This window comes from Bradyrhizobium sp. USDA 3397, assembly GCF_054060965.1.
On sequence record NZ_JBSSDS010000001.1, the window covers coordinates 4510785 to 4536646 of the forward strand.

Consider the following 25862-nt stretch of genomic DNA (forward strand, 5'->3'; position numbering starts at 1 on the left):
TTTTCGGTACCTTTTTGATTTGGCCGTCTTGGAAGCTAACAGCGGCTTCAGGGCCAACGCAACCCCGGCATTTCCGCATCAGGTGTGCTAGGCAGCATTCTTACCTCTCCCTATGGGAGAGGTGGAAGAGAAGTGGCAGGCCCGTGCTGAGCATCCGAAACCTCTCAAAGACCTTCTCTTCGGCCGGCGAGCCCGTCCATGTTCTGCGCGGCGTCGACCTCGACCTCGGGGCCGGCGAGCGCGTCGCGCTGACCGGTGAATCCGGCAGCGGCAAGAGCACGCTGCTGCACCTGATCGCCGGCCTCGACGCCGCCGATGGCGGCTCGATTAGGCTGGGTGACGCCGAGGTCACCACGCTATCGGATGCCGGACGCGCCAGCTTGCGGCGGAATCGCGTTGGCCTGGTCTTTCAGCAGTTCAACCTGATCCCGAGCCTCTCCGTCGCGGACAATCTCGCCTTCCAGGCGCGGATCGCCGGCCGGCATGATGCGGCCTGGACAAGAGAGCTCGTCGAGCGGCTCGGACTCGGCAGCCTGCTCAAACGTTATCCAGAGCAAATATCGGGTGGCCAGCAGCAGCGCGTCGCGATCGGCCGGGCGCTGGCGACAAAGCCCGCGCTGCTGCTGGCGGACGAGCCGACCGGCAATCTCGACGAAGCCACCGCCGAGGAGGTGCTGGCGCTGGCGCGCGACCTCGTCGCGCGCACCGGCTGCGGCTTCCTGATGGTGACGCACAGCCTGCATCTCGCCGCCACGCTCGACCGTCATCTCACGTTGCATACGGGGCGCATTTCATGAGGCGCGCGCTCTGGGTCCTCGCCGTGCTGCTCAGCCATTGGCGGCGCCACAAGATGCAATTTGCGACGCTGCTGATTGGCCTGATTGCGGCGACCGCGCTGTGGAGCGGGGTGCAGGCCATCAACCAGCAGGCCCGCAATGCCTATGACCGCGCCGCAGCGACATTCGGCGGCGTGCGCACGGCGATGCTGGTCGCCCCCAATGCGGCGACTTTCCCGCAGGAGCTGTTCATAAAGCTCCGCCGCGCCGGCTGGCCGGTGTCGCCGGTGCTGGAGGGACGCGTCCAGATCAACGGGCATTCGGTGCGGCTGCTCGGCATCGAGCCGGTCACGCTGCCGGTCGATGTCGGCAACGCGCCACGCCTGGGTGCCGCGGATCTCAGCAGCTTCGTTGCTCCGCCCGGCCAGACATTGGTGGCCCGGGAAACGTTGAGGGGCTTGCAGCAAGCAGAAGGCGCAGCCCCGGCGATCAGCAGCGGCGCAAGGCTGCCGCCGCTGCGCGTCCAGCCGCAGCTCGCACCCGATGTGCTCGTGGTCGATATCGGCGTGGCACAGCGGCTGCTGAGCAAGCCGGACCAGGTCTCGCGGCTGCTGATCGGCAAGCCGAGGGGCAAGCCCGCACCGCTCGCGAGCGTGGTCGGCGAGCAGTTAGAGCGAGTCGAGCCCAATGCGGAGACGGAGCTCGAGCATCTCACCGACAGTTTTCATCTCAACCTCACCGCCTTCGGCCTGCTGTCGTTCTTCGTCGGCCTGTTCATCGTCAATTCGGCCGTGGGCCTTGCTTTCGAGCAGCGGCTGCCAATGCTGCGCACTTTGCGGGCCTGTGGCGCCTCGGCGCAGCTGGTCAATACGGTGCTGGTGGTCGAGCTGGTTGCACTGGCGCTGGTCGCCGGCCTGATCGGGCTCGCGTGCGGCTATTTCATCGCAGCCGCCCTGCTGCCCGATGTCGCGGCCTCGCTGCGCGGACTCTATGGCGCGCAGATCCCTGGGCAGCTCAGCCTGCGGCCCGAATGGTGGCTCGCCGGCATCGGGATCAGCGTGGCGGGTGCGCTTGTGGCGGCGGCGACCAGCCTGATCAAGGCGATCAGGATGCCGGTGCTGGCGACGGCGCAGCCGGGCGCCTGGCAGCAGCGGCAACGCCGCTGGCTGATCCTGCAGAGCTGTGCGGCCTGCGGCGCGTTCGCCGTCGCGCTGCTGCTGTTCTACTACGGGCAATCACTGATCGCAGGGTTCGGCGTGCTGGCCGCGCTGATGTTCGGTGCGGCACTGATCCTGCCGGCCTTCCTCGACATCATCCTGCTCGTAGGCCAGCGACTCGTGCGAGGCCCGCTCGCGCTGTGGTTCTGGGCGGACAGCCGGCAGCAGCTCTCCGGATTGTCACTGGCGCTGATGGCGCTTTTGCTCGCGCTTGCCGTCAACGTCGGGGTCTCCACCATGGTGGAGACCTTCAGCCGCACCTTCATCGGCTGGCTCAACGGGCGGCTTGCGGCCGATGTCTACATCAGCGCCTCCGACAACGCGCAAGGTACGGCGATCCGCAACTGGCTGAAGGATCGCAGCGATGTTCAGGCGATCCTCCCTGGCGGGCGCGCGGAGGCGCAGGTCCGGGGCCAGCCGGTCGAGTTGCTCGGCCTGCCCGATCACGCGCTCTATCGCGAGCGCTGGCCGCTGCTCGAGACGGCGCCGCGCGCCTGGACCCGCCTGGTACCGGGCAATGCCGCCTTCATCAGCGAGCAATTGAGCCGGCGGCTGAACGTGCAGATCGGCGACGTCGTCGAGGTGCCCGCGCCGGGCGGGAGCTGGGAGCTCGACATCGTCGGCATCTACGCGGATTACGGCAACCCCAGGGGTCAGCTCACGGTGAACGTTGCCGCATTGATCCGGCAGTTTCCGCAAACGCCGCAGACGCGGATCGGCCTGATCGTCGCGAGAGAGAACATCCCCGGCCTGATCGCGGCCCTGCAGAAGCAGTTCGGGCTCGACGACCGCAGAATCGCCGACCAGGCGACGGTGAAGGCGGAATCGATTCGCATCTTCAACCGCACCTTTGCGGTGACGTCGGCGCTGAACGCCTTCACGCTCGGCGTCGCCGGAATCGCATTGCTCACGAGCCTGCTGACCCTGGCGAACTCCCGACTGCCGCAGCTTGCACCGCTGTGGGCGATCGGCCTGACGCGGCCGCGCCTTGCCGCGATCGAGCTGACCAAGACGCTCTCGGTCGCGCTGTTCACGGCACTGCTGGCCGTGCCGCTCGGACTGCTGGTCGCCTGGTGCCTCATCGCCATCGTCAATGTGAAAGCCTTCGGCTGGCGCCTGCCGTTCCACGTCTTCCCATTGCAGCTAGTGGAGCTGGTCGCGGTGGCGCTGTTCGCCTCGCTGCTTGCGGCGCTGCTGCCGATGGTGCGGCTGGCGCGGATGCAGCCGGCGAACCTCGTCAAAGTGTTTGCCAATGAGCGCTGAAGCAATCACGCGGCGCGCCTTCGCCGGCGGCATCGCCGCCCTCGCCCTCGCGCGCCGCGCCGGCGCGCAGGGCTATGCCGGACTCGGCGAGACCGCCGATGGGTTTGCAAAGGTGACGCCGGGAAAGACGTTCACCTTCCCAGCCGATCACGGTCCACATCCGGAGTTTCGTATCGAATGGTGGTATCTCACGGCAAACCTCGTCGACGCGAGCGGCGCTCCTTGCGGCCTGCAATGGACGCTGTTCCGCCAGGCGGCGCAGCCAGGTCCGCAAGGCGAGGGCTGGGCCAATCAACAGGTCTGGATGGCGCATGCGGCGGTGACGCGCGCCGACACTCACCGCTTCTCCGAAACGTTTTCACGCGGTGGCGTCGCGCAAGCCGGCGTGACGGCGAAGCCGTTCGAGGCCTGGATCGACGATTGGGAGATGAGGGGTCTCGAGCGCCTCGACGATCGCACCTTGGCACCGCTGACGCTGAAGGCGTCTGGCGCCGATTTCAGCTATGCGCTGAGGCTGGAGGCTGAGCGGCCGGTCGTACTGCAGGGCGATCGCGGCTACAGCCGCAAGTCGGAGCGCGGGCAGGCCTCGTACTACTACAGTCAGCCGTTCTACCGCGCGCGCGGCACGCTCAGCATCGACGACAAGCCGGTCGATGTGTCGGGCCAGGCCTGGATGGACCGGGAATGGAGCAGCCAGCCGCTCGACGCCGACCAGACCGGCTGGGACTGGCTGTCGCTGCATCTGTCATCCGGAGACAAGCTGATGCTGTACCGGCTGCGGCAGAAGGACGGCAGAAATTATCCGTTCGGCAATTGGATCAGCGCGGCCGGCGAGACGCAGATGATTGCAGGCAGCGACATCCAGATGATGCCGAAGGCGACGGCTGAGGTTGCGGGACGCAAGCTGCCGGTGCAATGGCAGATCGCGATACCCGCGCGATCATTCTCGATCCTCTGCAAGCCGCTCAATCCGAACGCCTGGATGGGGACCGGCTTCTCGTACTGGGAAGGGCCGATGAGCTTTGCCGGCACACATGACGGCGTTGGCTATCTCGAGCTGACCGGCTATTGAGGCGCGATCTCTTCGAAGGAACCGACGATGTATCATCTCACCGCCCTCGTCACGCTGCTGGCGATCGCGTTTTACTTCTTCACCTCCATCAACGTCTCGCGCTCGCGCACCAAGACCGGCGTCAAGGTGCCTGCGATGTCGGGGCATCCGGATTTCGAACGGGCCTTCCGAATCCAGATGAACACGTTGGAATGGATGCCGATCGTCCTGCCAGCTCTTTGGCTGTTCGCGATCTATATCAGCGACGCCATCGCGGCGGGCATCGGCTCGATCTGGATCATCGGCCGGATCGTCTATTTCATCGGCTATTCGCAAGCCGTGGCCAAGCGCGGCACCGGCTTTGCGATCCAGGCGCTCGCCGCAATGGCGCTGTGGGTCGGGGCGCTCGGGGCGGTGGTGCTGCGGTTGGTGTGAGGCAATCCGCCGCCACACATTCCGGTGTCGTCCCGGACAAGCGTAAGCGCCGATCCGGGACCCATAACCACAGGAAGATGTCGTGACGTGAGCTGATCACTCCGAGTCCCCGTAACCACGCGTGCCCGTGGCTATGGGTCCAGGATCGGCGCGCGCTTGAGGCGCGCTTGTCCGGGAAGACAGCGAGTGTGTGGCGCTCGCTGTGCCACTTCCCTACTTCGTCAGCGGACAGCCGCTCTCCTTGGCGGTGAAGAAGGCCTTGTCGCCGGGGACGGTGGCGAGCAGATTGTAATAGTCCCAGGGCTTCTTCGACTCCGAGGGCTTCTTGACCTCGAACAGATACATGTCGTGGATCATGCGGCCGTTCTCGAGCACCTTGCCGCCTTGCGCGAAGTCGTCGTCGACCGGCAGCTCCTTCAGCTTCTTGGCGACGGCATCCGGATCCTTGCTCCCAGCAGCCTTGACGGCCTTGAGATAGCTCAACGTCGCCGAATAGGTACCGGCGTGGATCATGCTCGGCATCCGCCCGGTGCGCTTGAGGAAGCGCTCACCGAGATTGCGCGTCCTGTCGTTGAGATCCCAGTAATAACCCTCCGTCAGCACCAAGCCTTGTGCGGCCTGCAAGCCGAGGCCGTTGACTTCGGCAAGCGTCATCAGGAGGCCCGCGAGCTTCTGGCCACTCGCGACGATGCCGAACTCAGACGCCTGCTTGATCGAATTGGTGGTGTCGAGGCCGGCATTGGCGAGGCCGACGATCTTCGCCTTCGAGCTCTGCGCCTGCAGCAGGAAAGAGGAGAAGTCCGACGAATTGAGCGGAACGCGCACCGAGCCGAGCACCTTGCCGCCATTGGCGGTGACGATCTCGCTGGTATCCTTCTCCAGCGCGTAGCCGAAGGCGTAGTCCGCGGTGAGGAAGAACCAGGTGTCGCCGCCGGCTTTGGTCAGCGCGCCGCCGGTGCCGACGCCGAGCGCGCGGGTGTCGTAGGCCCAGTGGAAGCCGTAGGGCTGGCAGGCATCGCCGGTGAGGCGCGATGTCGCGGCGCCGACGACGATGTCGATCTTCTTCTTTTCCTTGGAGAGCTCGTGGATCGCGAGCGCGACCGAGGAGGTCGTCAGCTCCGTGATCATGTCGACGTTCTCGACGTCATACCAGCGCCGCGCGATCGAGCTTGCGAGGTCAGGCTTGTTCTGGTGGTCGGCAGTGACGAGCTCGATCTTCTGACCGAGCACCTCGCCGCCGAAATCCTCGATCGCCATCTTGGCCGCTTCGACCGACCATTTGCCGCCGTAATCGGCATAGACGCCGGACTGGTCGTTCAGGATGCCGATCTTGACGCCTTGCGCGGAGGCGGGAACCGCAATCAAGAGGGCCAAGGCCGCTGCGGCCCAAAGTGCTGATTTCATATGTTTAACTCCCGGCATTCTTCTGTGAAATCGCGCGGATAGTAGTGAAGAACCCCACGTGCGCCCATCCGTTTCATGTTGGTCGTTAGTATGGGATTCTGCGCGCCAAGCTCTCGCTGTCGTCCCGGGGCGCGCGGAGCGCGAGCCCGGGACCCATAGCCACAGGATGGTGTTTGGCGAAGACTCGGAGTTGCCGCTGTCGCGCCAAACCACTCCCTGTGGTTATGGATCCCCGCCTTCGCGGGGATGACGGAACATACGGAGACGGCTACGGTCATAGAGAGGCAGCATCAGGCCATCGCCTCGGGCTTCTTGTCGCGCCGCCCTTCCGCCAGGTTCCGCACCACGACGTAGAAGATCGGTGTGAACAGAAGACCGAACAGGGTGACGCCGATCATGCCGAAGAACACGGCGACGCCGACGGCCTGGCGCATCTCCGAGCCCGAGCCGGTCGAGATCACCAGCGGCAAGACGCCGAGGATGAAGGCGAACGAGGTCATAAGGATCGGCCGCAAGCGCAGGCGGCAGGCATCGATCACGGCCTCCAGCCGCGGCTTGCCTTCGTTCTCGATGTCGCGCGCGAATTCGACGATCAGGATCGCGTTCTTTGCCGCTAGTCCCACCAGCACGACGAAGCCGATCTGGGTCAGAATGTTGACGTCCTGGCCCATGATGCGAACGCCGATGGTGGCGGCGAGCAGGCACATCGGCACGATCAGAATGACCGCGAACGGCAGTGTCCAGCTGCCATATTGCGCGGCGAGCACGAGATAGACGAACAGCACGCAGATCGGGAACACGTAGAGACCGGCATTGCCGCCGGTGACCTGCTGATAGGACAGATCGGTCCATTCGAAGGTGAAGCCGCTCGGCAAGGTATCGTTCGCGAGCTGCTTGATGGCGTTGAGCGCGGTGGTCGAGCTGGTGCCCGGCGCCGGCTCGCCCTGGAGCTCGGACGCTGCATAGAGATTGTAGCGCGCCACGCGGTCGGGTCCCGAGACGTCCTTGAACTCGACCACGCTGCCGAGCATCACCATGTCGCCGGAGGCGTTGCGCGTGCGCAGGCGCGCAAGGTCGCTCGGTTCTTTCCGGAACGGAAAGTCGGCCTGCGCAGTGACGTGGTAGGTGCGGCCGAACAGGTTGAAGTCGTTGACATAGGTCGACCCGAAATAGGTCTGGATCGTCTCGTTGATGTTGGAGATGGGCACGCCCAGCTTCTGCGCCTTGGTGCGGTCGATGTCGACGAAGAGCTGCGGCGTGTTGGCGGTGAACGGCGAAAACACCGAGGGGGCGAGCAGCGAGGGCGATTTGCGCGCCGCGGCGACAAGCTCGTCGGTGGCGGCTGCGAGCATTTCAGGCCCGCGGCCCTGGCGGTCCTGGATGCGGATGGCAAAGCCGCCGCCAGTGCCGATGCCGGGCACGGCCGGCGGTGGAATCACGATGATGAAGGCGCCCTGGATCGCGGACAGGCGCTTGCGCAGCTCGGCCGTGATGGCGTTCGCGGACAGGCCCTTCTTCAGCCGCGCCTCGGGCTCGTCGAACACCGGGAACAGCGCCGCCGCATTGCCGGCTTGCGTGCGGGTGGCGCCGGAGAAACCGGCAAAGGCGGCGACTCGAACGATGCCCGGCGTATCCAGCGAGATCCGCTCGATCTCGCGAACGACCTCGGTGGTGCGAGCCAGCGACGCCGCGCCCGGCAACTGCACGGATATGATGACGTAGCCGCGATCCTGCGCCGGGATGAAGCCCTGCGGCGTGGTCACGATCAGCCAGCCGGCGCCGCCGATCAGCACGACGTAGATCAGCAGCATCACCACCGAATGGCGAATCGCGAAATTGGCGAGGCCGGCATAGCCATGCGCCAGCCGGTCGAACAGACGGTTGAACACGCCGGTGAACGCATTCCAGCCGCGCGCGATGACGTTCCAGGCGGCTGGCGGCCGCTTTTCTTGGTGTGGCGTGAGGATCTGCGAGGCCAGCGCGGGCGAGAGCGTCAGCGAGCAGAAGCAGGAGATCGCCGTCGCAACGGCAATGGTGACGGCGAATTGCTGGAAGAATTGCCCGGAGATGCCGCCGAGGAACGCGGTCGGGACGAACACCGCGCATAGCACCAGGGCGATCGAGACCAGTGCGCCGCCGACCTCCTCCATCGTCTTCAGCGCGGCATCGCGACGACTGAGGCCGTGCTCGAGATGGCGCTCGACATTCTCGACCACGACAATGGCGTCGTCGACCACGATGCCGACCGCGAGGACGAGCCCGAACAGGGTCAGATTATTGATGGAGAAGCCGAGCGCCGCCATCACCGCGAACGTGCCGACCAGCGAGACCGGAATCGCGATGATCGGAATGATCGCGGGCCGCCATCCCTGCAGGAACACCAGCACGACGATGACCACGAGCAGCATGGCCTCGTAGATGGTCTTGATCAGCTCGTGGACCGACTGGGCGATGAACTCGGTCGGGTTGTAGCCGATATTGAAGTCGAGCCCCCTGGGAAAGCTCTCCTTGAGCCTCGTCATGGTGTCGGAGATGTTCTTTGCGGTCGCGAGCGCGTTCGAGCCCGGCCGCTGCGTCACCAGCATGGCGACCGCCGACTTGCGCAGCAGGAAGCTGTTGGTGCTGTAGGCCAGCGCCCCGAGCTCGATGCGGGCGACGTCGCGCAGCCGCACCGTGCGGCCGTCAGGGCCGGCCTTGATCAGGATGTCCTCGAACTGCTTCTGGTCCTTCAAACGTCCGGTGAAGGTGAGGTTGGGCTGGAAGGCGCGATCGGCGATCGGCGGCTCGGCGATCTGACCGCCCGCGATCTGCACGTTCTGGGCGCGGATGGCCGCGAGCACCTCGGCCGAGGTCAGGCCGAGATTGGCGATTCTGTCAGGATCGAGCCACAGCCGCATCGAATAGTCGCGGGCGCCGAAAATCTGGATGTCGCCGACTCCGTCGATGCGCAAGAGCTGGTCGCGGACCTGGAGCAGCGCATAATTGGAGATGTAAAGCTGGTCGAACGTGTCGTCCGGCGACAGCATGAACACGACCATCAGAATGTCGGGCGAGTTCTTGCGGGTGGTGACGCCGTTGCGCTGCACTTCCTCTGGTAGGCGCGGCTGCGCGATGGCGACGCGATTCTGCACCAGCACCTGAGCCTTGTCGAGATCGGTGCCGAGCTTGAAGGTGACGGTGATGGTGAGCTGGCCGTTCGAGGTCGCCTGGCTGTAGAGATACAGCATGTCCTCAACGCCGTTGATCTCCTGCTCGATGGGAGCTGCGACCGTGTCGGACACGGTCTGGGCGGATGCGCCGGGATATTGCGTCGTGACGACGACGGTCGGCGGGACCACTTGCGGATATTCTGAGACCGGCAGCGTGGTGTAGGCGAGCGCACCGACGATCAGGAGCACGATCGACAGCACCATCGCCAAAATGGGCTGGTTGATGGAGAGGCGGCCAAGATTCATGACTTGCCACCGGCCGGCGCTTGCGCGGTCTGGGGAGCGACCTTGGCGCCGACGCGGGCGCGCTGGATGCCGTTGACGATGACGCGATCGTCCGGCTTCAACCCTTCACGGATCACACGCAGGCCGTCGTCGAGCGGACCGAGCACCACGGGACGTGCCTCGACCGTGTCATCCGCCTTGACCACGAACACGATCTTGCGGGACTGGTCGGTCGCAACAGCAACGTCTGGAATCAGCAGCGCCTCGTAGGGCGCGCTGCCGATCAGGCGGACGCGGCCGAACTGGCCGGGCAGGATCGAGAGATCCGTGTTCTTTACCACGGCGCGGCTGCGCAGCGTGCCGGTCGAGACGTCCAGCCGATTGTCGAGGAAATTGACGGTGCCCTCGCGCGAGGGCTTGGTCTCGCCGGCCAGCGTCACCTGCACCGGGTTTGCGGTATCGCGCGAGCTCGGCCGCCGGCCTTCGAACCACAGCTTGCTGTATTTGATGAAGGTCGCTTCATCCATGTCGAAATAGATGTAGATCGGATCGAGCGCGACGATCGAGGTCAGCAGCGTCGAGGTGCCGGTGTCGCTGCCCTGCACGAGATTGCCGGGGCTGACGAGATGGCGGCTGACGCGGCCGGTCAAGGGCGCTGCCACATGCGTGAACTCGATGTTAAGCTTGGCGGCCTTCAGCGCGCCTGCGGCCTGCATCTCGGCGGCGTGCGCGGCCTGCAAGGCCTGGCGGCGCTGATCGACAACCTGTTCGGAGACCGCGCTGGTCTGCACGAGGCTGAGACCACGATCGAGCTCGCGCTTGGCAAGCTCCACTCGCGCCCGTGCGTCGGACAGCTGGCCCTCCGCCTGAGTGGCCACCGCCTCGAACGGGCGCGGATCGATCACGTAGAGCAGGTCACCCTGACGCACGATGGCGCCGTCCTGGAATTCGACCGAATTGACGAAGCCGCCGACCCGCGGCCGCACCTGGACCTCCTCCACCGCCTCGAAGCGGCCGGTGAACTCGTCCCAATCGGTGACCGTGCGCTTGACCGGCTGGGCGACCGTCACCGCCGGCGCCGGCGGAGCCGCAGCCTGCGATGCCGGCTTGTCGCAGCCGGACAGGGCGAACGCGGCGGCGAGAAGCCCGGCGGCTGCGCTGACCTGAACGAAATCGTGCTTTTTGATCAACTGCCTGCTTCCGTCCGGTCCGCTCATCCCCAGGTCCTCGCATCAAAGCCGCAGAAAATGCAGGGTACGCCTCTACCTGCGGGCGCTGCAAGATGGGTCGCAAAGATGAACTCTTCAAGACCAATGCGCGGGCAATGCTTTGAATGACGCCCTGACCGGATGGCGGGTTGACAGGGAGAGAGACGGTGCCAAGCAACGCAGTTGGGGCAAGCCGAACCCTGCCGTTAACGACGGGCTCTCGGAATTGTGAGCTTTTCCTAGCCGCGGTCGTCGAGATGCCCGCTTGAGGCGGGCCCATCACGATAGAGAGGGCTACTTGCGCAGCCTGGCCTTGGCGCCGGCGACGATCTGCATGGCGACGCCGGCAATCCAGCCGACCAAGACGAGCCAGGTCCAGGCCATATGCGGATCGAGCCGGAGCACGATCACGGCCACCGAGGCGAAGGCGGTGAGCGTAGCGGAGAGCGTGCCGGCGGCGCTCATGAGCTCGGCGGCGTCGATCTGGCTATGCGCATCGTCGAAAGGCATCTGCGGCGTGTCGATGCCGAGATAGAAGCCGATGCCGCCGAGCAGCATCATCAGCAGCAGGAAGCCCTGCGTGGTGAGCGTGGGGATCGCCGAGCCGACATAGGCGCCGACGAACAATCCGCACGCGGCTCCCGCCATGGCAAGGCCAACGCGCTCGAACACATGGGCAGTTTTACGAAAACGAAAGCGCATGGCCAGCCTCCGCGAGGCGTTGAGTGTGGAGAGGTTAGGCCAGTTTTGGGGTGCATGGAAGGTGCGAGGAGGTTTACGGATGCGTGAGGGGTCTAACTCCCTCTCCCCGTTCTTACGGGGGCGCGGCGAGCTTCGCTCGCGCTGAGAGGATTGGGGTGAGGGGCTTCTCTCCACACATGAGATTTTCGCCGCACCTGTACCTCCTCACCCAGATTGCGCTTGCGCGCAATCCGACCTCTCCCCGCAAGCGGGGAGAGGTGAAGAGAGTCACCTCGCCCCGAACGTGGTCTTGCCGAACAGCGCCTTCTGCGTGGACGGCTGCGAGCGCCAATATTGCGGCGGCGCCTCGACCACGCCGCCGAGCTCGGCGGCGGCGTGCCAGCCCCAGCGCGGATCGTAGAGCAGGCCGCGGGCGAGCGCGACCATGTCGGCCTTGCCCGACGCGACGATCTCCTCCGCGTGTTTCGACTCGGTGATCAGGCCGACGGCGATGGTGGGCAGGCCGGTCTCGCGCTTGATCGCCTCTGCAAACTGCACCTGATAGCCGGGGCCGAGCGGAATTTTTTGCAGCGGCGAGACGCCGCCGGAGGATGCATCGATCCAGTCGACGCCGCGCGCCTTCAGCGCGTTCGCGAATTCGATGGTCTGTGCCAGATCCCAGCCGCCCTCGACCCAATCGGTCGACGACACCCGCATGCCGACCGGCTTGTCGGCGGGGAACGCGGCGCGCACCGCGTCGAACACCTCCAGCGGAAAGCGCATGCGGTTCTCGAGGCTGCCGCCATATTCGTCGGTGCGCTTGTTGGAGATCGGCGACAGGAATTGATGCAAGAGATAACCATGCGCGCCATGGACCTCGATGGCGTCGATGCCGAGCCGCGCGGCGCGCTTTGTGCTGTCGACGAAGGCCTCGCGGATGCCCTTCAAGCCCGCGGCATCGAGCGCGAGCGGCGCGGCCTCGCCCTCCTTGTGCGGCACCGCCGACGGCCCGACCGTCTGCCAGCCGCCCTGCTCGACTGGGATCAGCTGACCGCCGTCCCAGGGGCGCGCGCTCGAGGCCTTGCGACCGGCATGGGCGAGCTGCATCGCGATCGCGGTGGAGGAATGCTTGCGAACCGAATGCAGGATCGGCTTCAGCGCGGCCTCGCAGGCGTCGCTGTAGAGCCCGAGGCAGCCCGGCGTGATACGGCCGATCGCCTCGACATGCGTCGCCTCGATGCAGAACATCGCCGCGCCCGACAGGCTGAGATTGTTGATGTGGGTGAAGTGCCAGTCGGTGGCGACGCCGTCGTCGGCCGAATATTGGCACATCGGCGACACCACGAGGCGGTTCTTCAACGTCAGGCCGCGCAGCTTGATCGGGGAAAACAGGACGGACATGCGGGGAGTTCCGGGGGATGGAGGGAGATGGGATCAGTGTAGTGGGCGCGCGGCGGATTGCTAGCGGGGCGCGGGAATGGCGGGTCGCCTGTTCGTGCATTCCGGCAATGGCTTGATGGTCAGCTGCGCCACAGACTCCGTCGTCGTCTCGGGGCGCGCCTCGCGCGAGCCCGGGACGACAGCGGAGTTTGCCGCAGGGCAGTGCCGGCTACTCCGCCAGCGTGAATTGCAGCAGCAGGGTTCGCTGCAGCATCGAGAAATTGTCGTCGGAGATCAGGGTCAGCACGGTCTCGCCGTCGGCGGTGACGTGGGCGTCGATGCCTTCCATGTTGTCGATCTCGTGGCCGAGATCGGCGGCGAACAGCGTCAGGCCGTCGACGACGGCGCCCGGCGCGATTCCCTTCAGCGGGATCGCGCGGATGCGGATGTTGACGCCGGTGAACCAGGAGAATTTGCGTTCGAGGATGAGGAGATCGCCCGAGGGCAGCAGCACCGCGTCGCTGATGTCGAAATTCTCCGAGCGGCGCACGCTGAACTGGCCGGGCGTGGTGCCGCCGATCAGGAAAGCGAGGAGGTTGCCGTCGGCATCGAGCCCGCGCTCGGAAAAGGCGATCAGCGTGCCCGCGAGCGGCTGGGCCTGGCTCTTGCCCGGTCCCTGCGCTTTGGGCACGACGACCATCGCCTCCAGCCCCTTGTTGTAGGGCAGCTTGCGCAAGGCCGGCGGGACGGCGATCACTTCGCCGCGGGCGCCCGTGGCACCCTTGGCGAAATCATAGCGCAGGATCTGGTTGACGCGTTCGAGCCCGACATAGACGAGGTTGCCGTCGCGCGCGAGCGACTCGGTATCGTACCAGAGCCGCTTCTCGGTGATCGGCCGCCCGTCGGCGCCCAGCACCGGCGCGGCCTCGACATTGGTGAGCCCGACCATCTCGCGGCCGGAATAGCGGATCGTGCCGGTGAACCAGCCGCCCTGATCGGAGATGGCGAGAAAACGCTCGCCCTTGGCGTCGAGGAAGCGGAGGCCCGACAGGCCGCCGAAGCCGCGATAGGGCGAGGTCAGCACCAGGCCGCTGCGAAAATCCAGCGAGCCGAAGCGCGTGCGCGAGCGGTCGCGCGGCTCGAAATTGGCAATGCTGCGCGCGTTCACCTCGACGCTGACCGGCGCGGTGACGGCATGCTCGAGCTGGAGCGCGCGCGGCGGCGGCTCGGTCTTGGGCTGCAGCTGCGCCTGCGCCAAGCGCGGCAACGCGAGAGTGGAAAATCCCGCCGCCGCGAGGCTGACGAAGCTGCGGCGGGATGGATGCGTGCTCACGAATGCAATTTGCGTCGCGGGCGACCGGCCGCTTGCGTTGGCGCCGTGTTGGTCTCGCTGAAGAGCTCGGCAAGCTTTTCGGTGATCGCGCCGCCGAGTTCTTCCGCGTCCACGATCGTCACCGCGCGGCGATAATAGCGCGTCACGTCGTGGCCGATGCCGATCGCGATCAGCTCGACCGGCGAGCGGGTCTCGATCTCCTCGATGATGTGGCGCAGATGCCGCTCGAGGTAATTGCCCGGATTGACCGACAGCGTGGAATCGTCGACCGGCGCGCCGTCCGAGATCATCATCAGGATCTTGCGCTGCTCGGGCCGGCCGAGCAGGCGCTTGTGCGCCCAGTCCAGCGCCTCGCCGTCGATGTTCTCCTTCAAGAGGCCCTCGCGCATCATCAGGCCCAAGTTTTTCCGCGCACGACGCCACGGCGCGTCCGCGGACTTGTAGATGATGTGGCGGAGATCGTTGAGGCGGCCGGGATTGGCCGGCTTGCCGGCGGCAAGCCACGCCTCGCGCGATTGCCCGCCCTTCCAGGCCCGCGTGGTGAAGCCGAGAATCTCGACCTTGACGCCGCAACGCTCCAGCGTGCGCGCGAGGATGTCGGCACAGGTCGCGGCGACCGTGATCGGGCGGCCGCGCATCGAGCCGGAATTGTCGAGCAGCAGCGTCACCACGGTGTCGCGGAACGTCGCCTCCTTCTCGTGCATGAAGGATAGCGGGTGATAGGGATCGGTGACGACGCGCGACAGGCGCGCAGGGTCGAGGATGCCCTCTTCGAGGTCGAACTCCCAGGCGCGATTCTGCTGCGCCATCAGGCGGCGCTGCAGCCGGTTGGCGAGACGGGCGACGATGCCCTGCAGATGTGCGAGCTGCTTGTCGAGATAGGCGCGCAGCCGCTCCAGCTCGTCATGGTCGCAGAGATCCTCGGCGGCGATGACCTCGTCGAACTTGGGCGCGAACGCATGATATTCCGGCCCACGCGGCTCGTTCCTGCCGTGCTGGTTCGGGCGCGTCGCCTCGCCCGGCGTCTCGTCATCACCGAGCTCGCCGTCGTCGAAGGTGTCGGAGGTGGAGGCCTGCGCGCTTTCCATCGCGCTCTCGCTCATCTCCTCGCTGGTTGCCTGCGCCTGGTCGGCGCTCATCTCCTGCGCGGCGTCGGAATCGGGCGAGCCTTCGGCGCCGGACTGGTCGTTGTCGCCGTCCTGGCTCTCCTCGTTCTCGTCATTGTCCTCGCTATCGGCGTTGCGCTCGTCGCCGAGCTCGAGGGCCGACAGCAGGTCATGCACGGCATCGCCGAACTTGGTCTGATCCTCGAGCACGCCGTCGAGCCGGTCGAGCCGCTTGCCGATCTTGTCTTCGAGGATCGGCCGCCAGAGGTCGACCACCTTCTTGGCCGCCGTCGGCGGCGCCATGCCGGTGAGGCGCTCGCGCACCAGCATCGCCAGCGCGTCCGCCAGCGGCGCATCGGCGCGGTCGGTGATCTCGTCGAACTTGCCGCGGTGGAAATGGTCGTCGAGCATCGCGGTGAGGTTCTTGGCAACGCCCGCCATGCGGCGCGCGCCGATCGCCTCGACGCGGGCCTGCTCCACCGCCTCGAACACGCCGCGCGCCTGTGGATTGCCGGGCATCAGCTTGCGGTGAACCTTGGGATCGTGACAGGCGAGCTTGAGCGCGATGGAATCGGCATGGCCGCGCACGATCGCGGCGTCACGCTTCGTCATCTTGCGCGCGGGCTCGGGCAGCCGCGCCTTGCCGGGCGCAAGGCCCGGGCGCTCGGCTGCGAAGGAGACGTCGAGCTCGGGCGCCTTTGCGATCGCCTTCAGACAGGAGGCGACCGAGCGCTTGAACGGCTCGGTCGGCGCTTCCTTGTTGCTGCGGAATTTGGAGTTGGAGGTGGTCATCTGACCCTATCTGTCGTCCCGGCGAAGGCCGGGACCATAACCACCGGCCGCTCTTGTGTCAGGAAACTATCAGCGTCGCTTCAATCGAGACATCACGCGGTATGGGTCCCGGCCTTCGCCGGGACGACACACCGTGAGAGATCAGCTCAGCGCGACGTTGATTGCCGATTCCGGCAGCTCAGCATTGAAGCAGCGCTGGTAGAACTCGGCGACCAGGGGCCGTTCGAGCTCGTCGCATTTGTTGAGGAAGGTGACGCGGAAGGCGAAGCCGATATCGCCGAAGATGTCGGAGTTTTCCGCCCAGGTGATCACCGTGCGCGGGCTCATCACCGTCGACAGATCGCCGTTGGCGAAGGCATTACGGGTGAGGTCGGCGAGGCGCACCATCTTGTTGACGATGTCGCGGCCCTCCTGCGTGCGATAGTGCTTGGCCTTGGCCAGCACGATCTCGACTTCCTCGTCGTGGCTGAGATAGTTCAGCGTGGTGACGATCGACCAGCGGTCCATCTGGCCCTGGTTGATCTGCTGGGTGCCGTGATAGAGGCCCGAGGTGTCGCCGAGGCCGACGGTGTTGGCGGTGGCGAACAGCCGGAACGCCGGATGCGGCTTGATCACCTTGTTCTGGTCCAAGAGCGTCAGGCGGCCCGAAACCTCCAGCACGCGCTGGATCACGAACATCACGTCCGGGCGGCCGGCGTCGTATTCGTCGAACACCAGCGCGACGTTGTTCTGCAGCGCCCAGGGCAGGATGCCGTCGCGGAATTCGGTGACCTGCTTGCCGTCGCGGACCACGATCGAATCCTTGCCGACGAGGTCGATACGGCTGATGTGGCTGTCGAGGTTGACGCGCACGCAGGGCCAGTTCAGACGGGCGGCGACCTGCTCGATATGGGTGGATTTGCCGGTGCCGTGATAGCCGGTCACCATCACGCGGCGGTTCCTGGCAAAGCCCGCGAGAATGGCCAGCGTGGTGGCGCGGTCGAAGCGGTAATCGGAATCCACTTCGGGCACATGAGGATCGACTTCGGAATAGGCCGGGACTTCGAGATCACTGTCGATCCCGAACACCTGGCGCACCGACACCTTCATGTCGGGCAGGCCGGAAACTTCCTCAACTTTGGACAGGGCGGCGGTCGTCATCAATCCTCCGAGGTCCCGGGCGGTCCCGAAACCGGTTATTCGCACGTTGGCTGCGGCTGGGTGCTGAAAATCAACCTATCAGAGACAACGAGCCGGCAGAAGCCCGCCCACCAATCAAAGTTCCGTTGTCTTTTCATCTAGATAGGCAAGGAGCGCAGTTTTTGGAGGGCTGCCTTGCGAATCACGCCGAAATTCGGGCGGGTCGCGCCCAATCCGTGCGAATGGTACTTTGGCCGTATGCAGTTACTTATGTAGGGTCCGAAGCCCCATGCTCCAGCCCTTCAAGAGACGACGTGACGTCCTTTCTCGATCCCCTCATCGCCTTCGTTTCCGCCCATGCGTGGCTGGCCTATCTGACCCTGTTCCTGGCGGCGCTGCTCGAGGCAGTTCCGGTGGTGGGATCGGTGATCCCCGGCTCGACCATCATCCTGGCGCTGAGCGCCCTAGTCCCCGGCGGCGAATTGCAGCTGCCATGGGTGCTCTTGGCGGCCGCAACTGGTGCCGTACTCGGCGACGGGTCGGCCTATTGGATCGGGCACAGGCGGCAGCGCGAGATCCTCAACACCTGGCCGCTGACCAATTATCCGCGCGTCGTCGCCGAGAGCGAGAATTTCTTCCACCGCTTCGGCACCTGGGCCGTGTTCTTCGCCCGCTTCGTGCCGCCGATCCGCGCCTTCGTGCCTGTGACGGCCGGCGCGCTGGGCATGGCGCCCGCGACATTCTATGCCGTGAACATCCCGGCGATCCTGGCCTGGGCGCCGGCTCATGTGCTGCCGGGCGTCTTGGCCGTGTCGGCCTTGCATGAATATGCCGGGCTGCATCATCATGCGCATGTCGGCAAGCACATCTGGATGCTGACCGTCGTCGGGGTTGCGGTCGTGCTGGGCGTGGGGATGTGGATCTATCGCCGGCGGAATGGCCGTGGCGCGACGGCCAAGCCGCAGGTTTAGGGCAGACGCCACATTACAAGCGCCGTCCCCGCGTTCGCAGGCTCCGAGTTTGTGCGAGAGCATCGCACCCATGACATCGGTGTGATTGACCTGCTTCACCGCTAGCGGCACGTTGGCCCGCATCCTCGCGCCCGCCACCCCCATGTTCACCATCGCCAGCCTCTGGATTCCCTTCACCATCATTGCCGCGCTCGGGCAGGTCGCGCGCAATGCGATGCAGCGGTCGTTGACGAAGCCGCTGGGGACCTGGGGCGCGACCAATATCCGCTTCCTGTTCGGCTTTCCGTTCTCGCTGCTGTTCCTGGGGCTGGTGCTGCTCGCGACCGGCGATCATCTCAGCGCGCCGCCGGCGGTGTTCTGGCCATGGCTGCTGTTGGGCGCGCTCAGCCAGATCGTCGCCACCGGGCTGATGCTGCTCGCGATGAACGACCGCTCCTTTGTCGTGACGACGGCCTACCTGAAGACCGAGGCGATCCAGACCGCGATCTTCGGCTTCGTCTTCCTCGGCGATCACCTGACCTGGCTGAAGGTGCTCGCGATCATGATCGCCACCATCGGCGTCGTCATCACCGCGCTCCGCCCCGGCGGCGACAAGAGCTTTGCCGAGCTGAAGCCCACCATCACCGGCCTCGCTGCCGCGGCGGCCTTCGCGCTGTCAGCGGTCGGCTTTCGCGGCGCCATCATCAATGTGCCCGGCGTGTCCTTCGTGACCGCGGCGTCAATCACGCTGGTGCTCGGCCTGTTCGTGCAGACGCTGATCCTGACGATCTACCTGCTCTGGCGCACGCCGGACGTGCTGCGAGGAATCCTCAGGTTATGGCGACCGTCGATGCTCGCGGGCTTCATCGGCGCCTTCGCCTCGCAATTCTGGTTCCTCGCCTTTGCGCTGACGGCGGCCGCCAACGTCCGCACGCTCGCGCTGATCGAGGTGCTGTTCGCGCAAGCCGTGGCGTATTACTCGTTCAAGCAGCCGATCGCGCCGCGCGAGCTTGCGGGCATTGCGCTGATCGTCGTCGGAGTCGCTGTGCTGGTGGGAGCTTAATTCCGGTCTTCCGGCAGGGTCGGCAGCGGTGAGACCTCGATGCCTTCGTCAATCAGCGACTTCGCCTCTTCGGGCGAGGCTTCGCCATAGATCGGACGATGCTCCTTGTCGCCGTAATGCATGGCGCGGGCTTCGTTGGCGAAGCGCTCGCCGACATTGTCGGCATTCTTAACGATGTGGTCGCGCAGCTCTTTCAGCTTGGCGCGCAGCTCGCGCTCCTGCGCCATCAGCAGCGAGGTCGGCCCTGACGGCGCAGCCTCGGGCGTGGTCGCGGCCACGGGCTCCGGCGGCGGCGTGGCGCGGCCGCGCCCCTTCTTGCCGACGATGCGCGGCGCCATGATCGCCTTGTCGACCTTGGCCGAGCCGCAGATCGGGCAGGTCACGAGCTTGCGCTTCACCTGCGAATCATAGGCCGACGAGCTCTGGAACCAACTTTCGAAGGCGTGATTGCGGTCGCAGTGGAGCGCGTAGCGGATCATGCCGAGCCCCGCACGAGGTGCAAATGGTCCGGCCCGGCCTTGGGATCGGAGACGCCGAAGCGGCGGCCGTGCTGGAGCGAGGGAATCGCCCGGCGCGCGGTCTCGACCTCGGCCGGGTCGATCTTGGCCATGATGATGCCCGGCTCGACATCGCCTTCGGCGAGGATCTCGCCCCAGGGATCGACGATCAGCGAATGCCCGTAGGTCTCGCGCTTGTTCTCGTGGGTGCCGGCCTGCGCCGCGGCGAAAACGAAGCAGCCGGTCTCGATCGCACGGGCTCGCAGCAGCACGTGCCAATGCGCTTCACCGGTCTTGCGGGTGAAGGCGGACGGCACGGTGATGAAATAGGCGCCGCTTTCTGCGAGCGCGCGGTACAGCGCGGGGAAGCGCACATCGTAGCAGATCGTCAAGCCGATGCGGCCCCAGGGCAGATCCGAGATCACGGCGGTCTCGCCCGGCTGGTAATTGGCGGATTCGCGATAGCTCTCGCCGTCCGGCAGCTCGATGTCGAACATGTGAATCTTGTCGTAGCTCGCGAGCACGTTGCCCTCGGGCCCGATCAGGAAGGAACGGTTGACCGCCTTCTCCGGCGAGAAGCGCAGCGCCAGCGAGCCGACATGGAGGTGAATCTTCAGCTCCGCCGCGAGCGCCCGGTACGCCTTCAGCGAGGCGTCATCCTCTTCGCTCTGGAGATGCTCGAACAGCGCCTTGCGGTTCAGCTGCATCATGTTGCTGACTTCGGGCGTCTGCACGTAATCGGCGCCATCGGCCGCAGCCTGCCGGATCAGCTTCGTGGCCTGCTCGAGGCTCGGCCCGGGCATCAGGCCGGTGCGCATCTGCACCATGGCGGCCGTGAACGTGCGGTTCTCGCTCATGATACCGCCTTCACGCTTTCGAGCATGCCATCGAGCTTGCCTTCGCGATCGAGTGCATAGAGGTCGTCACAGCCGCCGACATGGGTGCCGCCGATCCAGATCTGCGGAAAGGTCGAACCCTGGCCGGCGCGGCCGTACATTTCCTGGCGCCAGGACGGGTTCTTGGCGACATCGAATTCGGTGAAGGTCGCCTTCTTGCGGGTCAGCAGTGACTTGGCGGCGGAACAATAGCCGCAGCCCGGCCGGGTGTAGATCTCGACAGCAGCAGTCATTCGTCTGGCGCTCTCATGTCATGAATTCATTGAATTATATGGGACGGGGCCCGCTCTCGACAACCCGGGCAAAGACCAGCACGTCGACCTGGGCCGCTTTGGCGCGCAGCAGGGCCCGCGCGCAGGTGTCGAGCGTCGCGCCAGACGTCAGGACATCGTCGATCAGGACAACGCGGCGGCCCTGGACCTCGGCCTGACGGTCGGGAGATACCTGAAATGCGCCCTGCACATTGGTGGCGCGCTGGGCCCGCGACAGGCCGATCTGCTGCTCGGTGGCGCGCACCCGCCGCAGCACGTCGCCCCGCACCTTGATCCCGCTCTGCCGCTCGATGACACGCGCGAGCGCGCCGGACTGGTTGTAACGGCGCCGCCAGGCCCGCCGCCAATGCAGGGGCACGGGCACCAGCATGTCGGCGCCGGTCAGCAACTCACCGCCCGCGCGCGCCATCCAGCGGCCCATGGCCGGCGCCAGATCGGTACGGTCCTGATACTTCAGCGCATGCACCAGCGTACGCGCAACGTCGTCGTAGCGTACCGCCGCGCGGGCGCGCTGATAGGCCGGCGGGCTTGCGATCGCCTCCATCGACAGCATCTCGGGACCGGGGTCATAAACGAAGGGAATGCCGAGCCGCGGGCAATAGGGCCGTTCGATGAACGACAGCCGCGCCCAGCAGGAAGCGCAAACGCCCTCGCCATCGACCGGCTCGTGGCAGGATACGCACTGTGTCGGCAGCGCGATGTCGAGCGCCAGCCGCGCCGCCCGCGCCAGCACCTGGCGGCCGGCCGTCCACGCGCTCCGCAGCGGTGCGGCGATGGAACGGATGGGGGGAGCGTCGGCTTCCATGTGGGAAGGGTAACGCTGCACGCAGCGGATTGCCAGAACTGTGGAGATCGGCGTAACCAGCGGCATGGTCCGGACCGCTCAAATCCCGCCCGCCTTGTTTGATCGTGCCTTGCTGCAGAGGCGGCAGCAGCGCGCCCAGGCCCAAGGCGCGGTCACATTCCTGCTCGAGCGGGTCGCCGAGGACATGTCCGATCGGCTGGCCACAGTGATGCGAGAATTTCAAGCACCGGCCGATCTCTGGACGCCCGGCGGGGGGCTCGCGGCGCTACGCGCTCGGCTACCGTCCATCGAACGGATCGCGCTCGATGAGGCGGGTGCCGAGAAGTTGCCGCTCGCGCCGGAGAGCCTCGACCTCGTCGTCTCGGCGCTGGCGCTGCAATACGTCAACGACCTGCCCGGCGTGCTCGCGCAAATCCGCCGGGCGCTCAAGCCGGACGGGCTGCTGCTTGCTGCCATGATCGGCGGCGACAGCCTCACCGAGCTGCGCCAGGCGTTTGCCGCGGCGGAAGCCGAATGCGAGGGCGGTGTGTCACCGCGCGTGGCGCCGTTCGCTGACCTTCGGGACATCGGTGCGCTATTGCAGCGGGCGGGCTTTGCGTTGCCGGTGACCGACGTCGACCGTGTCGTGGTGCGCTACGCCAATGCGTTCGCCTTGATGCAGGATCTGCGCCGCATGGGAGCGGCAAATGTGCTGATCGAGCGGCGCCGCACACCGAGCCGGCGCGCGACGCTGCTGCGGATGGCCGAGATCTACGCCGAGCGTTTTGCCGATGCCGACGGCCGCATCCGTGCGACGTTCGACATCGTCTGGCTCTCCGGCTGGGCCCCGCATGCGAGCCAGCAGCAGCCGCTGAAGCCGGGGTCGGCGAAAGCGAGCCTGGCGGAGGCGGTGAAGAAGGCGGGGAAGGAGTGATCTCTCTCTTCCGTCATGGCCGGGCTTGTCCCGGGCATGACGCCAGAGAGCGGTACCCTTCGACCTCACATCAACAAATCGATCAGATGCGGAATCAGCGGGATGTCCGCGGGCGGCATCGGATAGTCGCGCAGCTTGTTGGCGCGGACCCAGGCGAGGTTCTGGCCCTCGCGTGCGGTGACCATCCCCTCCCAGCGCCGGCAGATATAGAGCGGCATGAGCAGATGGAAGGTGTCGTAACCGTAGCTGGCGAAGGTCAGCGGCGCGAGGCACGGCTCGGCGACTTCGATGCCGAGCTCCTCATGAAGCTCCCGGATCAGGCTCTGCTCCGGCCGCTCGCCCGGCTCGAGCTTGCCGCCGGGGAATTCCCACAGGCCGGCCAAGGCCTTTCCTTCCGGGCGCTGCGCGATCAGGACGCGTTTGTCGGCGTCGACGAGCGCGCAGGCCACCACCAGTGTCAGTTTGAGATCGGCCATGCGCGTCTGTCGCTCGCTGAGATCGTTTGCAACGGTTTGTTAACCTCGTTGCGGTCCACGTTTCCAAGGGCACCATAAGTCATATTTAATCCGCAGTTCCTAGAGTGGGAACTCTTTAAACCACTCCAGGCCTACCCATGCGCGCTGCGCTTTCGACTCTTCCCCGCCGGTTCGTCCACGACCGGGGCGGCAATATCGCGGTGATTTTCGCGCTCGCCTGCGTTCCCCTGATCAGTGCGGTCGGCTGCGCCATCGACTATTCGCGCGCGACGCTGATCCGGTCCAAGCTTCAGGCCGCGGCGGATGCCGCCAGTGTCGGCTCGATCGCCAAGGCCTCGCCCGCTTTCAAGGCCGCCGGCAACATGACTGCGGACGGCTCGATTTCGGTCGGCGTCACGGACGCCACCAACATCTTCAATGCCAATCGCGCCAGTCAGTCCGGCTACACGCTGACCGGCCTCACGCCGACCGTGGTCAAGTCCGGCTCGACCGTCACCGCGACGGTTTCGTTCACCGCAACTTTGAACACCATGTTCCTCGGCGTGATCGGCAAGTCCGTGCTGACGTTGAGCGGCACGTCGAAGGCGACGGCCAGCATGCCGCTCTACATCGATTTCTATCTGCTGCTGGACAATTCGCCGTCAATGGGTGTCGGTGCGACCCCGGCCGACGTGAAGAAGATGGTCGACAACACGTCGGATAAGTGCGCCTTCGCCTGCCACGATCTGAAGGACAAGAACAACTATTACGATTTGGCCAAGAAGCTCGGCGTGACCACCCGGATCGACGTGCTTCGGAGCGCCACCGAGTCCTTGATGGATACGGCCAATGCCACTCAGACCTATTCGAACCAGTTCAGAATGGCGATCTATGATTTCGGCGGCTCTGCGAGCTCGCTCGGCCTGCGCAGCCTGTTTTCGTTGTCGGCCTCTCTCTCCAGCGCCAAGTCGGCGGCCGGCAAGATCGACCTGATGTCGGTGAACGGCCAGAACGAGAACAACGATCAGGATACCCCATTCACCGCGGTCTTTCCCGCGATCAACGGCGAGATCAGCTCCCCCGGAAGCGGCACGTCGGCCAGTCCGCTCAAATACCTGTTCTTCGTCTCCGACGGCGTGGCCGACGAGAGCAACACCGGATGCCTGAAACCGCTCTCGGGCAGCACGCGGTGCCAGTCGCCGCTCAACCCCGCGCTTTGCAAGACGATGAAGGATCGCGGCGTCAAGGTCGCGGTGTTGTACACGACGTATCTCGCGCTGCCGACCAACCCCTGGTACATGAAGTGGATCGATCCGTTCAATGCCGGCCCCTATGGCCCGTCGCCGAACAGCCAGATCGCACAGAACATGCAGAGCTGCGCTTCGCCGGGCCTGTATTTCGAGGTCAGCCCGACGCAAGGCATCGCGGACGCCATGAACGCGCTGTTCAAGAAGGCGGTCGCGGACGCGCGGATCTCCGGATGATGGCGCTCACCTCTCCCCGCAAGAACGGGGAGAGGGGAGAAGGCCTACGACCTGTAGTCCCCGTTGATCGCCACATATTCCTTGGTGAGGTCGCAGGTCATGACGCGGTCGCGGCCTTTGCCGAGGCCGAGCGAGACCAGAATCGCAATCTCCGGCGCCTTCATCGCTTCCGACACCTGCGCTTCGTCATAATCGGGATCGCGCGCCCCGCGCTTGGCGACGCGGATGCCGTTGAACGAGATCGACAGCTTGTCGCGATCAGCCGGCTCGCCGGCCTTGCCGACGGCCATCACCACGCGGCCCCAATTGGCATCCTCGCCGGCGATCGCGGTCTTCACCAGCGGCGAGTTCGCGATCGACATCGCGATCTTGCGAGCCGAGGCCTTGGTCTTGGCGCCCTCCACGGTGATCTCGACCAGCTTGCGCGCGCCTTCGCCGTCGCGGGCGACCTGCTCGGCGAGATTGGCGAGCACCTGGTTGAACGCCTTGACGAAGGCCTTCAGGCGCGGGTCGCTGGCGCGGCTGATCTTCGGGGCGCCGTGCTCGGCGGCGGCGCCGGTGGCGAAGGCCAGCAGTGTATCCGAGGTCGAGGTGTCGCCGTCGATCGTCACGGCGTTGAATGTATCCTCCACACCGCTCTTGAGCAGCGCCTGGAGCGCGGCGGGCGCGATCGGCGCGTCGGTGAAGATGAAGGACAGCATTGTCGCCATGTCGGGCGCGATCATGCCGGCGCCCTTGGCCATGCCGTTGATGGTGACCTTGGCCTTGCCGAGCTTGACGGTCGCGGTCGCCACCTTCGGGAAGGTGTCGGTGGTCATGATCGCCTTGGCCGCGGCGAGATAGTCGCCCGGCTCGGCAATCTCGGCGAGGCGGCCGAGCACGCCGTCGAACTTGGTGGCATCCAGCGGCTCGCCGATCACCCCGGTCGAGGCCAGGAAGACCTCGCTCTCGTTGCAGCCGACCGCCTTGGCCGCGATCTTCGCCGTCAGCGCGGTGGAGGCGCGGCCGGTCTTGCCGGTGAAGGCGTTGGCATTGCCGGAATTGACCACCAGCGCGCGCGCCTTGCCGCCCTTCAGCTTGGCGCGGCACCATTCCACCGGGGCCGAGGGACACTTCGACCTGGTGAAGACGCCGGCCACGGCAGTGCCCTTGTCCATCACCGCGAGCAGCACGTCGGTGCGGTTCTTGTAGCGGATGCCGGCTTCGGCCGTCGCCAGACGGATGCCCGCGATCACGGGCATATCGGGGACGGATTTGGGGGCGAGTGGAGAGACGGAGGAGGACATCGCGGGCGCCTTGTAGGGTCTGGACATGCAGATGGCCGGGGG

22 protein-coding genes are annotated in these 25862 nt (G+C 65.8%); 8 read left to right on the forward strand and 14 right to left on the reverse strand.

Going from position 1 to position 25862, the window contains the following annotated elements:
* Positions 1-143: 143 nt before the first annotated feature.
* From ACVWYQ_RS20850 to ACVWYQ_RS20865, 4 genes are read left to right on the forward strand one after another with little or no spacing between them, the layout of a single operon-like run.
* Entirely contained in the window at positions 144-797 is a 654-nt protein-coding gene (locus ACVWYQ_RS20850; protein ID WP_404544508.1) for an ABC transporter ATP-binding protein, read from the forward strand.
* Positions 794-3256: an FtsX-like permease family protein gene (locus ACVWYQ_RS20855; protein WP_404544510.1), complete on the forward strand. Its 2463-nt coding sequence runs from the start codon at positions 794-796 to the stop codon at positions 3254-3256. The genes ACVWYQ_RS20850 and ACVWYQ_RS20855 overlap by 4 nt, the downstream gene beginning before the upstream one ends.
* Positions 3246-4328 (forward strand): lipocalin-like domain-containing protein, encoded by a 1083-nt coding sequence (locus tag ACVWYQ_RS20860; protein ID WP_404544513.1) that lies wholly within the window; start codon positions 3246-3248, stop codon positions 4326-4328. Before ACVWYQ_RS20855 ends, ACVWYQ_RS20860 begins: the two co-directional genes overlap by 11 nt.
* Before the next feature lie 27 nt (positions 4329-4355).
* Positions 4356-4742, forward strand: a complete 387-nt coding sequence (locus tag ACVWYQ_RS20865) for an MAPEG family protein (RefSeq protein ID WP_404544516.1) — start codon at positions 4356-4358, stop codon at positions 4740-4742.
* A 213-nt stretch (positions 4743-4955) separates the two neighbouring features.
* Here ACVWYQ_RS20865 and ACVWYQ_RS20870 read toward each other — a convergent pair whose 3' ends face one another.
* From ACVWYQ_RS20870 to cobS, 8 genes are all read right to left on the reverse strand, one after another.
* On the reverse strand, positions 4956-6146 hold the full coding sequence (locus ACVWYQ_RS20870; RefSeq protein WP_404544518.1) for an ABC transporter substrate-binding protein: 1191 nt from the start codon (positions 6144-6146) through the stop codon (positions 4956-4958).
* Between the two features lie 290 nt (positions 6147-6436).
* Complete coding sequence (locus ACVWYQ_RS20875) at positions 6437-9601, reverse strand: efflux RND transporter permease subunit (protein ID WP_404544521.1); 3165 nt, start codon at positions 9599-9601, stop codon at positions 6437-6439.
* Complete coding sequence (locus tag ACVWYQ_RS20880; protein ID WP_271539710.1) at positions 9598-10797, reverse strand: efflux RND transporter periplasmic adaptor subunit; 1200 nt, start codon at positions 10795-10797, stop codon at positions 9598-9600. Before ACVWYQ_RS20880 ends, ACVWYQ_RS20875 begins: the two co-directional genes overlap by 4 nt.
* Positions 10798-11082: 285 nt before the next feature.
* The gene (locus ACVWYQ_RS20885; protein WP_157285767.1) at positions 11083-11490 is read right to left on the reverse strand and encodes a hypothetical protein; all 408 of its coding nucleotides are present in this window, start codon (positions 11488-11490) and stop codon (positions 11083-11085) included.
* 267 nt (positions 11491-11757) lie between these two features.
* Entirely contained in the window at positions 11758-12870 is a 1113-nt protein-coding gene (locus ACVWYQ_RS20890) for an NADH:flavin oxidoreductase/NADH oxidase (protein WP_404544523.1), read from the reverse strand.
* A 208-nt stretch (positions 12871-13078) separates the two neighbouring features.
* On the reverse strand, positions 13079-14182 hold the full coding sequence (locus tag ACVWYQ_RS20895; protein ID WP_271539712.1) for an esterase-like activity of phytase family protein: 1104 nt from the start codon (positions 14180-14182) through the stop codon (positions 13079-13081).
* Positions 14179-16080 (reverse strand): cobaltochelatase subunit CobT, encoded by a 1902-nt coding sequence (gene cobT / locus ACVWYQ_RS20900; protein WP_271539713.1) that lies wholly within the window; start codon positions 16078-16080, stop codon positions 14179-14181. The genes ACVWYQ_RS20895 and cobT overlap by 4 nt, the downstream gene beginning before the upstream one ends.
* 141 nt (positions 16081-16221) lie before the next feature.
* On the reverse strand, positions 16222-17220 hold the full coding sequence (gene cobS / locus ACVWYQ_RS20905) for a cobaltochelatase subunit CobS (RefSeq protein WP_036014642.1): 999 nt from the start codon (positions 17218-17220) through the stop codon (positions 16222-16224).
* A gap of 293 nt (positions 17221-17513) precedes the next feature.
* On the opposite strand from cobS, the gene ACVWYQ_RS20910 reads away from it, so the two are divergent.
* On the forward strand, positions 17514-18170 hold the full coding sequence (locus tag ACVWYQ_RS20910; protein WP_271539714.1) for a DedA family protein: 657 nt from the start codon (positions 17514-17516) through the stop codon (positions 18168-18170).
* 142 nt (positions 18171-18312) lie between these two features.
* Entirely contained in the window at positions 18313-19212 is a 900-nt protein-coding gene (locus ACVWYQ_RS20915) for an EamA family transporter (protein WP_404546374.1), read from the forward strand.
* On the opposite strand, the gene ACVWYQ_RS20920 is transcribed toward ACVWYQ_RS20915, so the two are convergent.
* The 4 genes from ACVWYQ_RS20920 to ACVWYQ_RS20935 are packed head-to-tail and all read right to left on the reverse strand — an operon-like array spanning position 19209 to position 21682.
* Positions 19209-19691, reverse strand: coding sequence for a DUF1178 family protein (locus tag ACVWYQ_RS20920; RefSeq protein WP_036014648.1), 483 nt, complete (start codon positions 19689-19691; stop codon positions 19209-19211). The genes ACVWYQ_RS20915 and ACVWYQ_RS20920 overlap by 4 nt on opposite strands.
* Positions 19688-20566 carry a carbon-nitrogen hydrolase family protein gene (locus ACVWYQ_RS20925; protein WP_404544528.1) on the reverse strand — a complete coding sequence of 293 codons (879 nt, stop codon included), beginning with the start codon at positions 20564-20566 and terminating at the stop codon, positions 19688-19690. The genes ACVWYQ_RS20920 and ACVWYQ_RS20925 overlap by 4 nt, the downstream gene beginning before the upstream one ends.
* Positions 20563-20838, reverse strand: coding sequence for a glutaredoxin 3 (gene grxC, locus ACVWYQ_RS20930; RefSeq protein ID WP_036026245.1), 276 nt, complete (start codon positions 20836-20838; stop codon positions 20563-20565). Before grxC ends, ACVWYQ_RS20925 begins: the two co-directional genes overlap by 4 nt.
* A gap of 34 nt (positions 20839-20872) precedes the next feature.
* Positions 20873-21682 (reverse strand): ComF family protein, encoded by an 810-nt coding sequence (locus ACVWYQ_RS20935; RefSeq protein WP_157285833.1) that lies wholly within the window; start codon positions 21680-21682, stop codon positions 20873-20875.
* 64 nt (positions 21683-21746) lie between these two features.
* Between ACVWYQ_RS20935 and ACVWYQ_RS20940 the strand changes: the two genes are divergently transcribed.
* Positions 21747-22595: a methyltransferase domain-containing protein gene (locus ACVWYQ_RS20940; RefSeq protein WP_157285763.1), complete on the forward strand. Its 849-nt coding sequence runs from the start codon at positions 21747-21749 to the stop codon at positions 22593-22595.
* 65 nt (positions 22596-22660) lie between these two features.
* Here the strand turns inward: ACVWYQ_RS20940 and ACVWYQ_RS20945 are convergent, their stop codons facing one another.
* Positions 22661-23071, reverse strand: coding sequence for a (deoxy)nucleoside triphosphate pyrophosphohydrolase (locus ACVWYQ_RS20945; protein ID WP_404544531.1), 411 nt, complete (start codon positions 23069-23071; stop codon positions 22661-22663).
* Positions 23072-23208: 137 nt separating this feature from the next.
* Here ACVWYQ_RS20945 and ACVWYQ_RS20950 point away from each other — a divergent pair, with 137 nt between their 5' ends.
* Positions 23209-24534, forward strand: coding sequence for a TadE/TadG family type IV pilus assembly protein (locus tag ACVWYQ_RS20950; RefSeq protein ID WP_404544533.1), 1326 nt, complete (start codon positions 23209-23211; stop codon positions 24532-24534).
* A 44-nt stretch (positions 24535-24578) separates the two neighbouring features.
* On the opposite strand, the gene argJ is transcribed toward ACVWYQ_RS20950, so the two are convergent.
* Positions 24579-25820 carry a bifunctional glutamate N-acetyltransferase/amino-acid acetyltransferase ArgJ gene (gene argJ, locus ACVWYQ_RS20955; RefSeq protein WP_404546376.1) on the reverse strand — a complete coding sequence of 414 codons (1242 nt, stop codon included), beginning with the start codon at positions 25818-25820 and terminating at the stop codon, positions 24579-24581.
* Positions 25821-25862 lie beyond the last annotated feature (42 nt).

Bases quoted from the DNA above. Each gene is read 5' to 3' on its own strand.
- ACVWYQ_RS20855 (WP_404544510.1), top strand. From the start codon at position 794: ATGAGGCGCGCGCTCTGGGTCCTCGCCGTGCTGCTCAGCCATTGGCGG.
- ACVWYQ_RS20860 (WP_404544513.1), top strand. From the start codon at position 3,246: ATGAGCGCTGAAGCAATCACGCGGCGCGCCTTCGCCGGCGGCATCGCC.
- ACVWYQ_RS20865 (WP_404544516.1), top strand. From the start codon at position 4,356: ATGTATCATCTCACCGCCCTCGTCACGCTGCTGGCGATCGCGTTTTAC.
- ACVWYQ_RS20870 (WP_404544518.1), bottom strand. From the start codon at position 6,146: ATGAAATCAGCACTTTGGGCCGCAGCGGCCTTGGCCCTCTTGATTGCG.
- ACVWYQ_RS20875 (WP_404544521.1), bottom strand. From the start codon at position 9,601: ATGAATCTTGGCCGCCTCTCCATCAACCAGCCCATTTTGGCGATGGTG.
- ACVWYQ_RS20880 (WP_271539710.1), bottom strand. From the start codon at position 10,797: ATGAGCGGACCGGACGGAAGCAGGCAGTTGATCAAAAAGCACGATTTC.
- ACVWYQ_RS20885 (WP_157285767.1), bottom strand. From the start codon at position 11,490: ATGCGCTTTCGTTTTCGTAAAACTGCCCATGTGTTCGAGCGCGTTGGC.
- ACVWYQ_RS20890 (WP_404544523.1), bottom strand. From the start codon at position 12,870: ATGTCCGTCCTGTTTTCCCCGATCAAGCTGCGCGGCCTGACGTTGAAG.
- cobT (WP_271539713.1), bottom strand. From the start codon at position 16,080: ATGACCACCTCCAACTCCAAATTCCGCAGCAACAAGGAAGCGCCGACC.
- cobS (WP_036014642.1), bottom strand. From the start codon at position 17,220: ATGACGACCGCCGCCCTGTCCAAAGTTGAGGAAGTTTCCGGCCTGCCC.
- ACVWYQ_RS20915 (WP_404546374.1), top strand. From the start codon at position 18,313: ATGTTCACCATCGCCAGCCTCTGGATTCCCTTCACCATCATTGCCGCG.
- ACVWYQ_RS20920 (WP_036014648.1), bottom strand. From the start codon at position 19,691: ATGATCCGCTACGCGCTCCACTGCGACCGCAATCACGCCTTCGAAAGT.
- ACVWYQ_RS20925 (WP_404544528.1), bottom strand. From the start codon at position 20,566: ATGAGCGAGAACCGCACGTTCACGGCCGCCATGGTGCAGATGCGCACC.
- grxC (WP_036026245.1), bottom strand. From the start codon at position 20,838: ATGACTGCTGCTGTCGAGATCTACACCCGGCCGGGCTGCGGCTATTGT.
- ACVWYQ_RS20935 (WP_157285833.1), bottom strand. From the start codon at position 21,682: ATGGAAGCCGACGCTCCCCCCATCCGTTCCATCGCCGCACCGCTGCGG.
- ACVWYQ_RS20940 (WP_157285763.1), top strand. From the start codon at position 21,747: ATGGTCCGGACCGCTCAAATCCCGCCCGCCTTGTTTGATCGTGCCTTG.
- ACVWYQ_RS20945 (WP_404544531.1), bottom strand. From the start codon at position 23,071: ATGGCCGATCTCAAACTGACACTGGTGGTGGCCTGCGCGCTCGTCGAC.
- ACVWYQ_RS20950 (WP_404544533.1), top strand. From the start codon at position 23,209: ATGCGCGCTGCGCTTTCGACTCTTCCCCGCCGGTTCGTCCACGACCGG.
- argJ (WP_404546376.1), bottom strand. From the start codon at position 25,820: ATGTCCTCCTCCGTCTCTCCACTCGCCCCCAAATCCGTCCCCGATATG.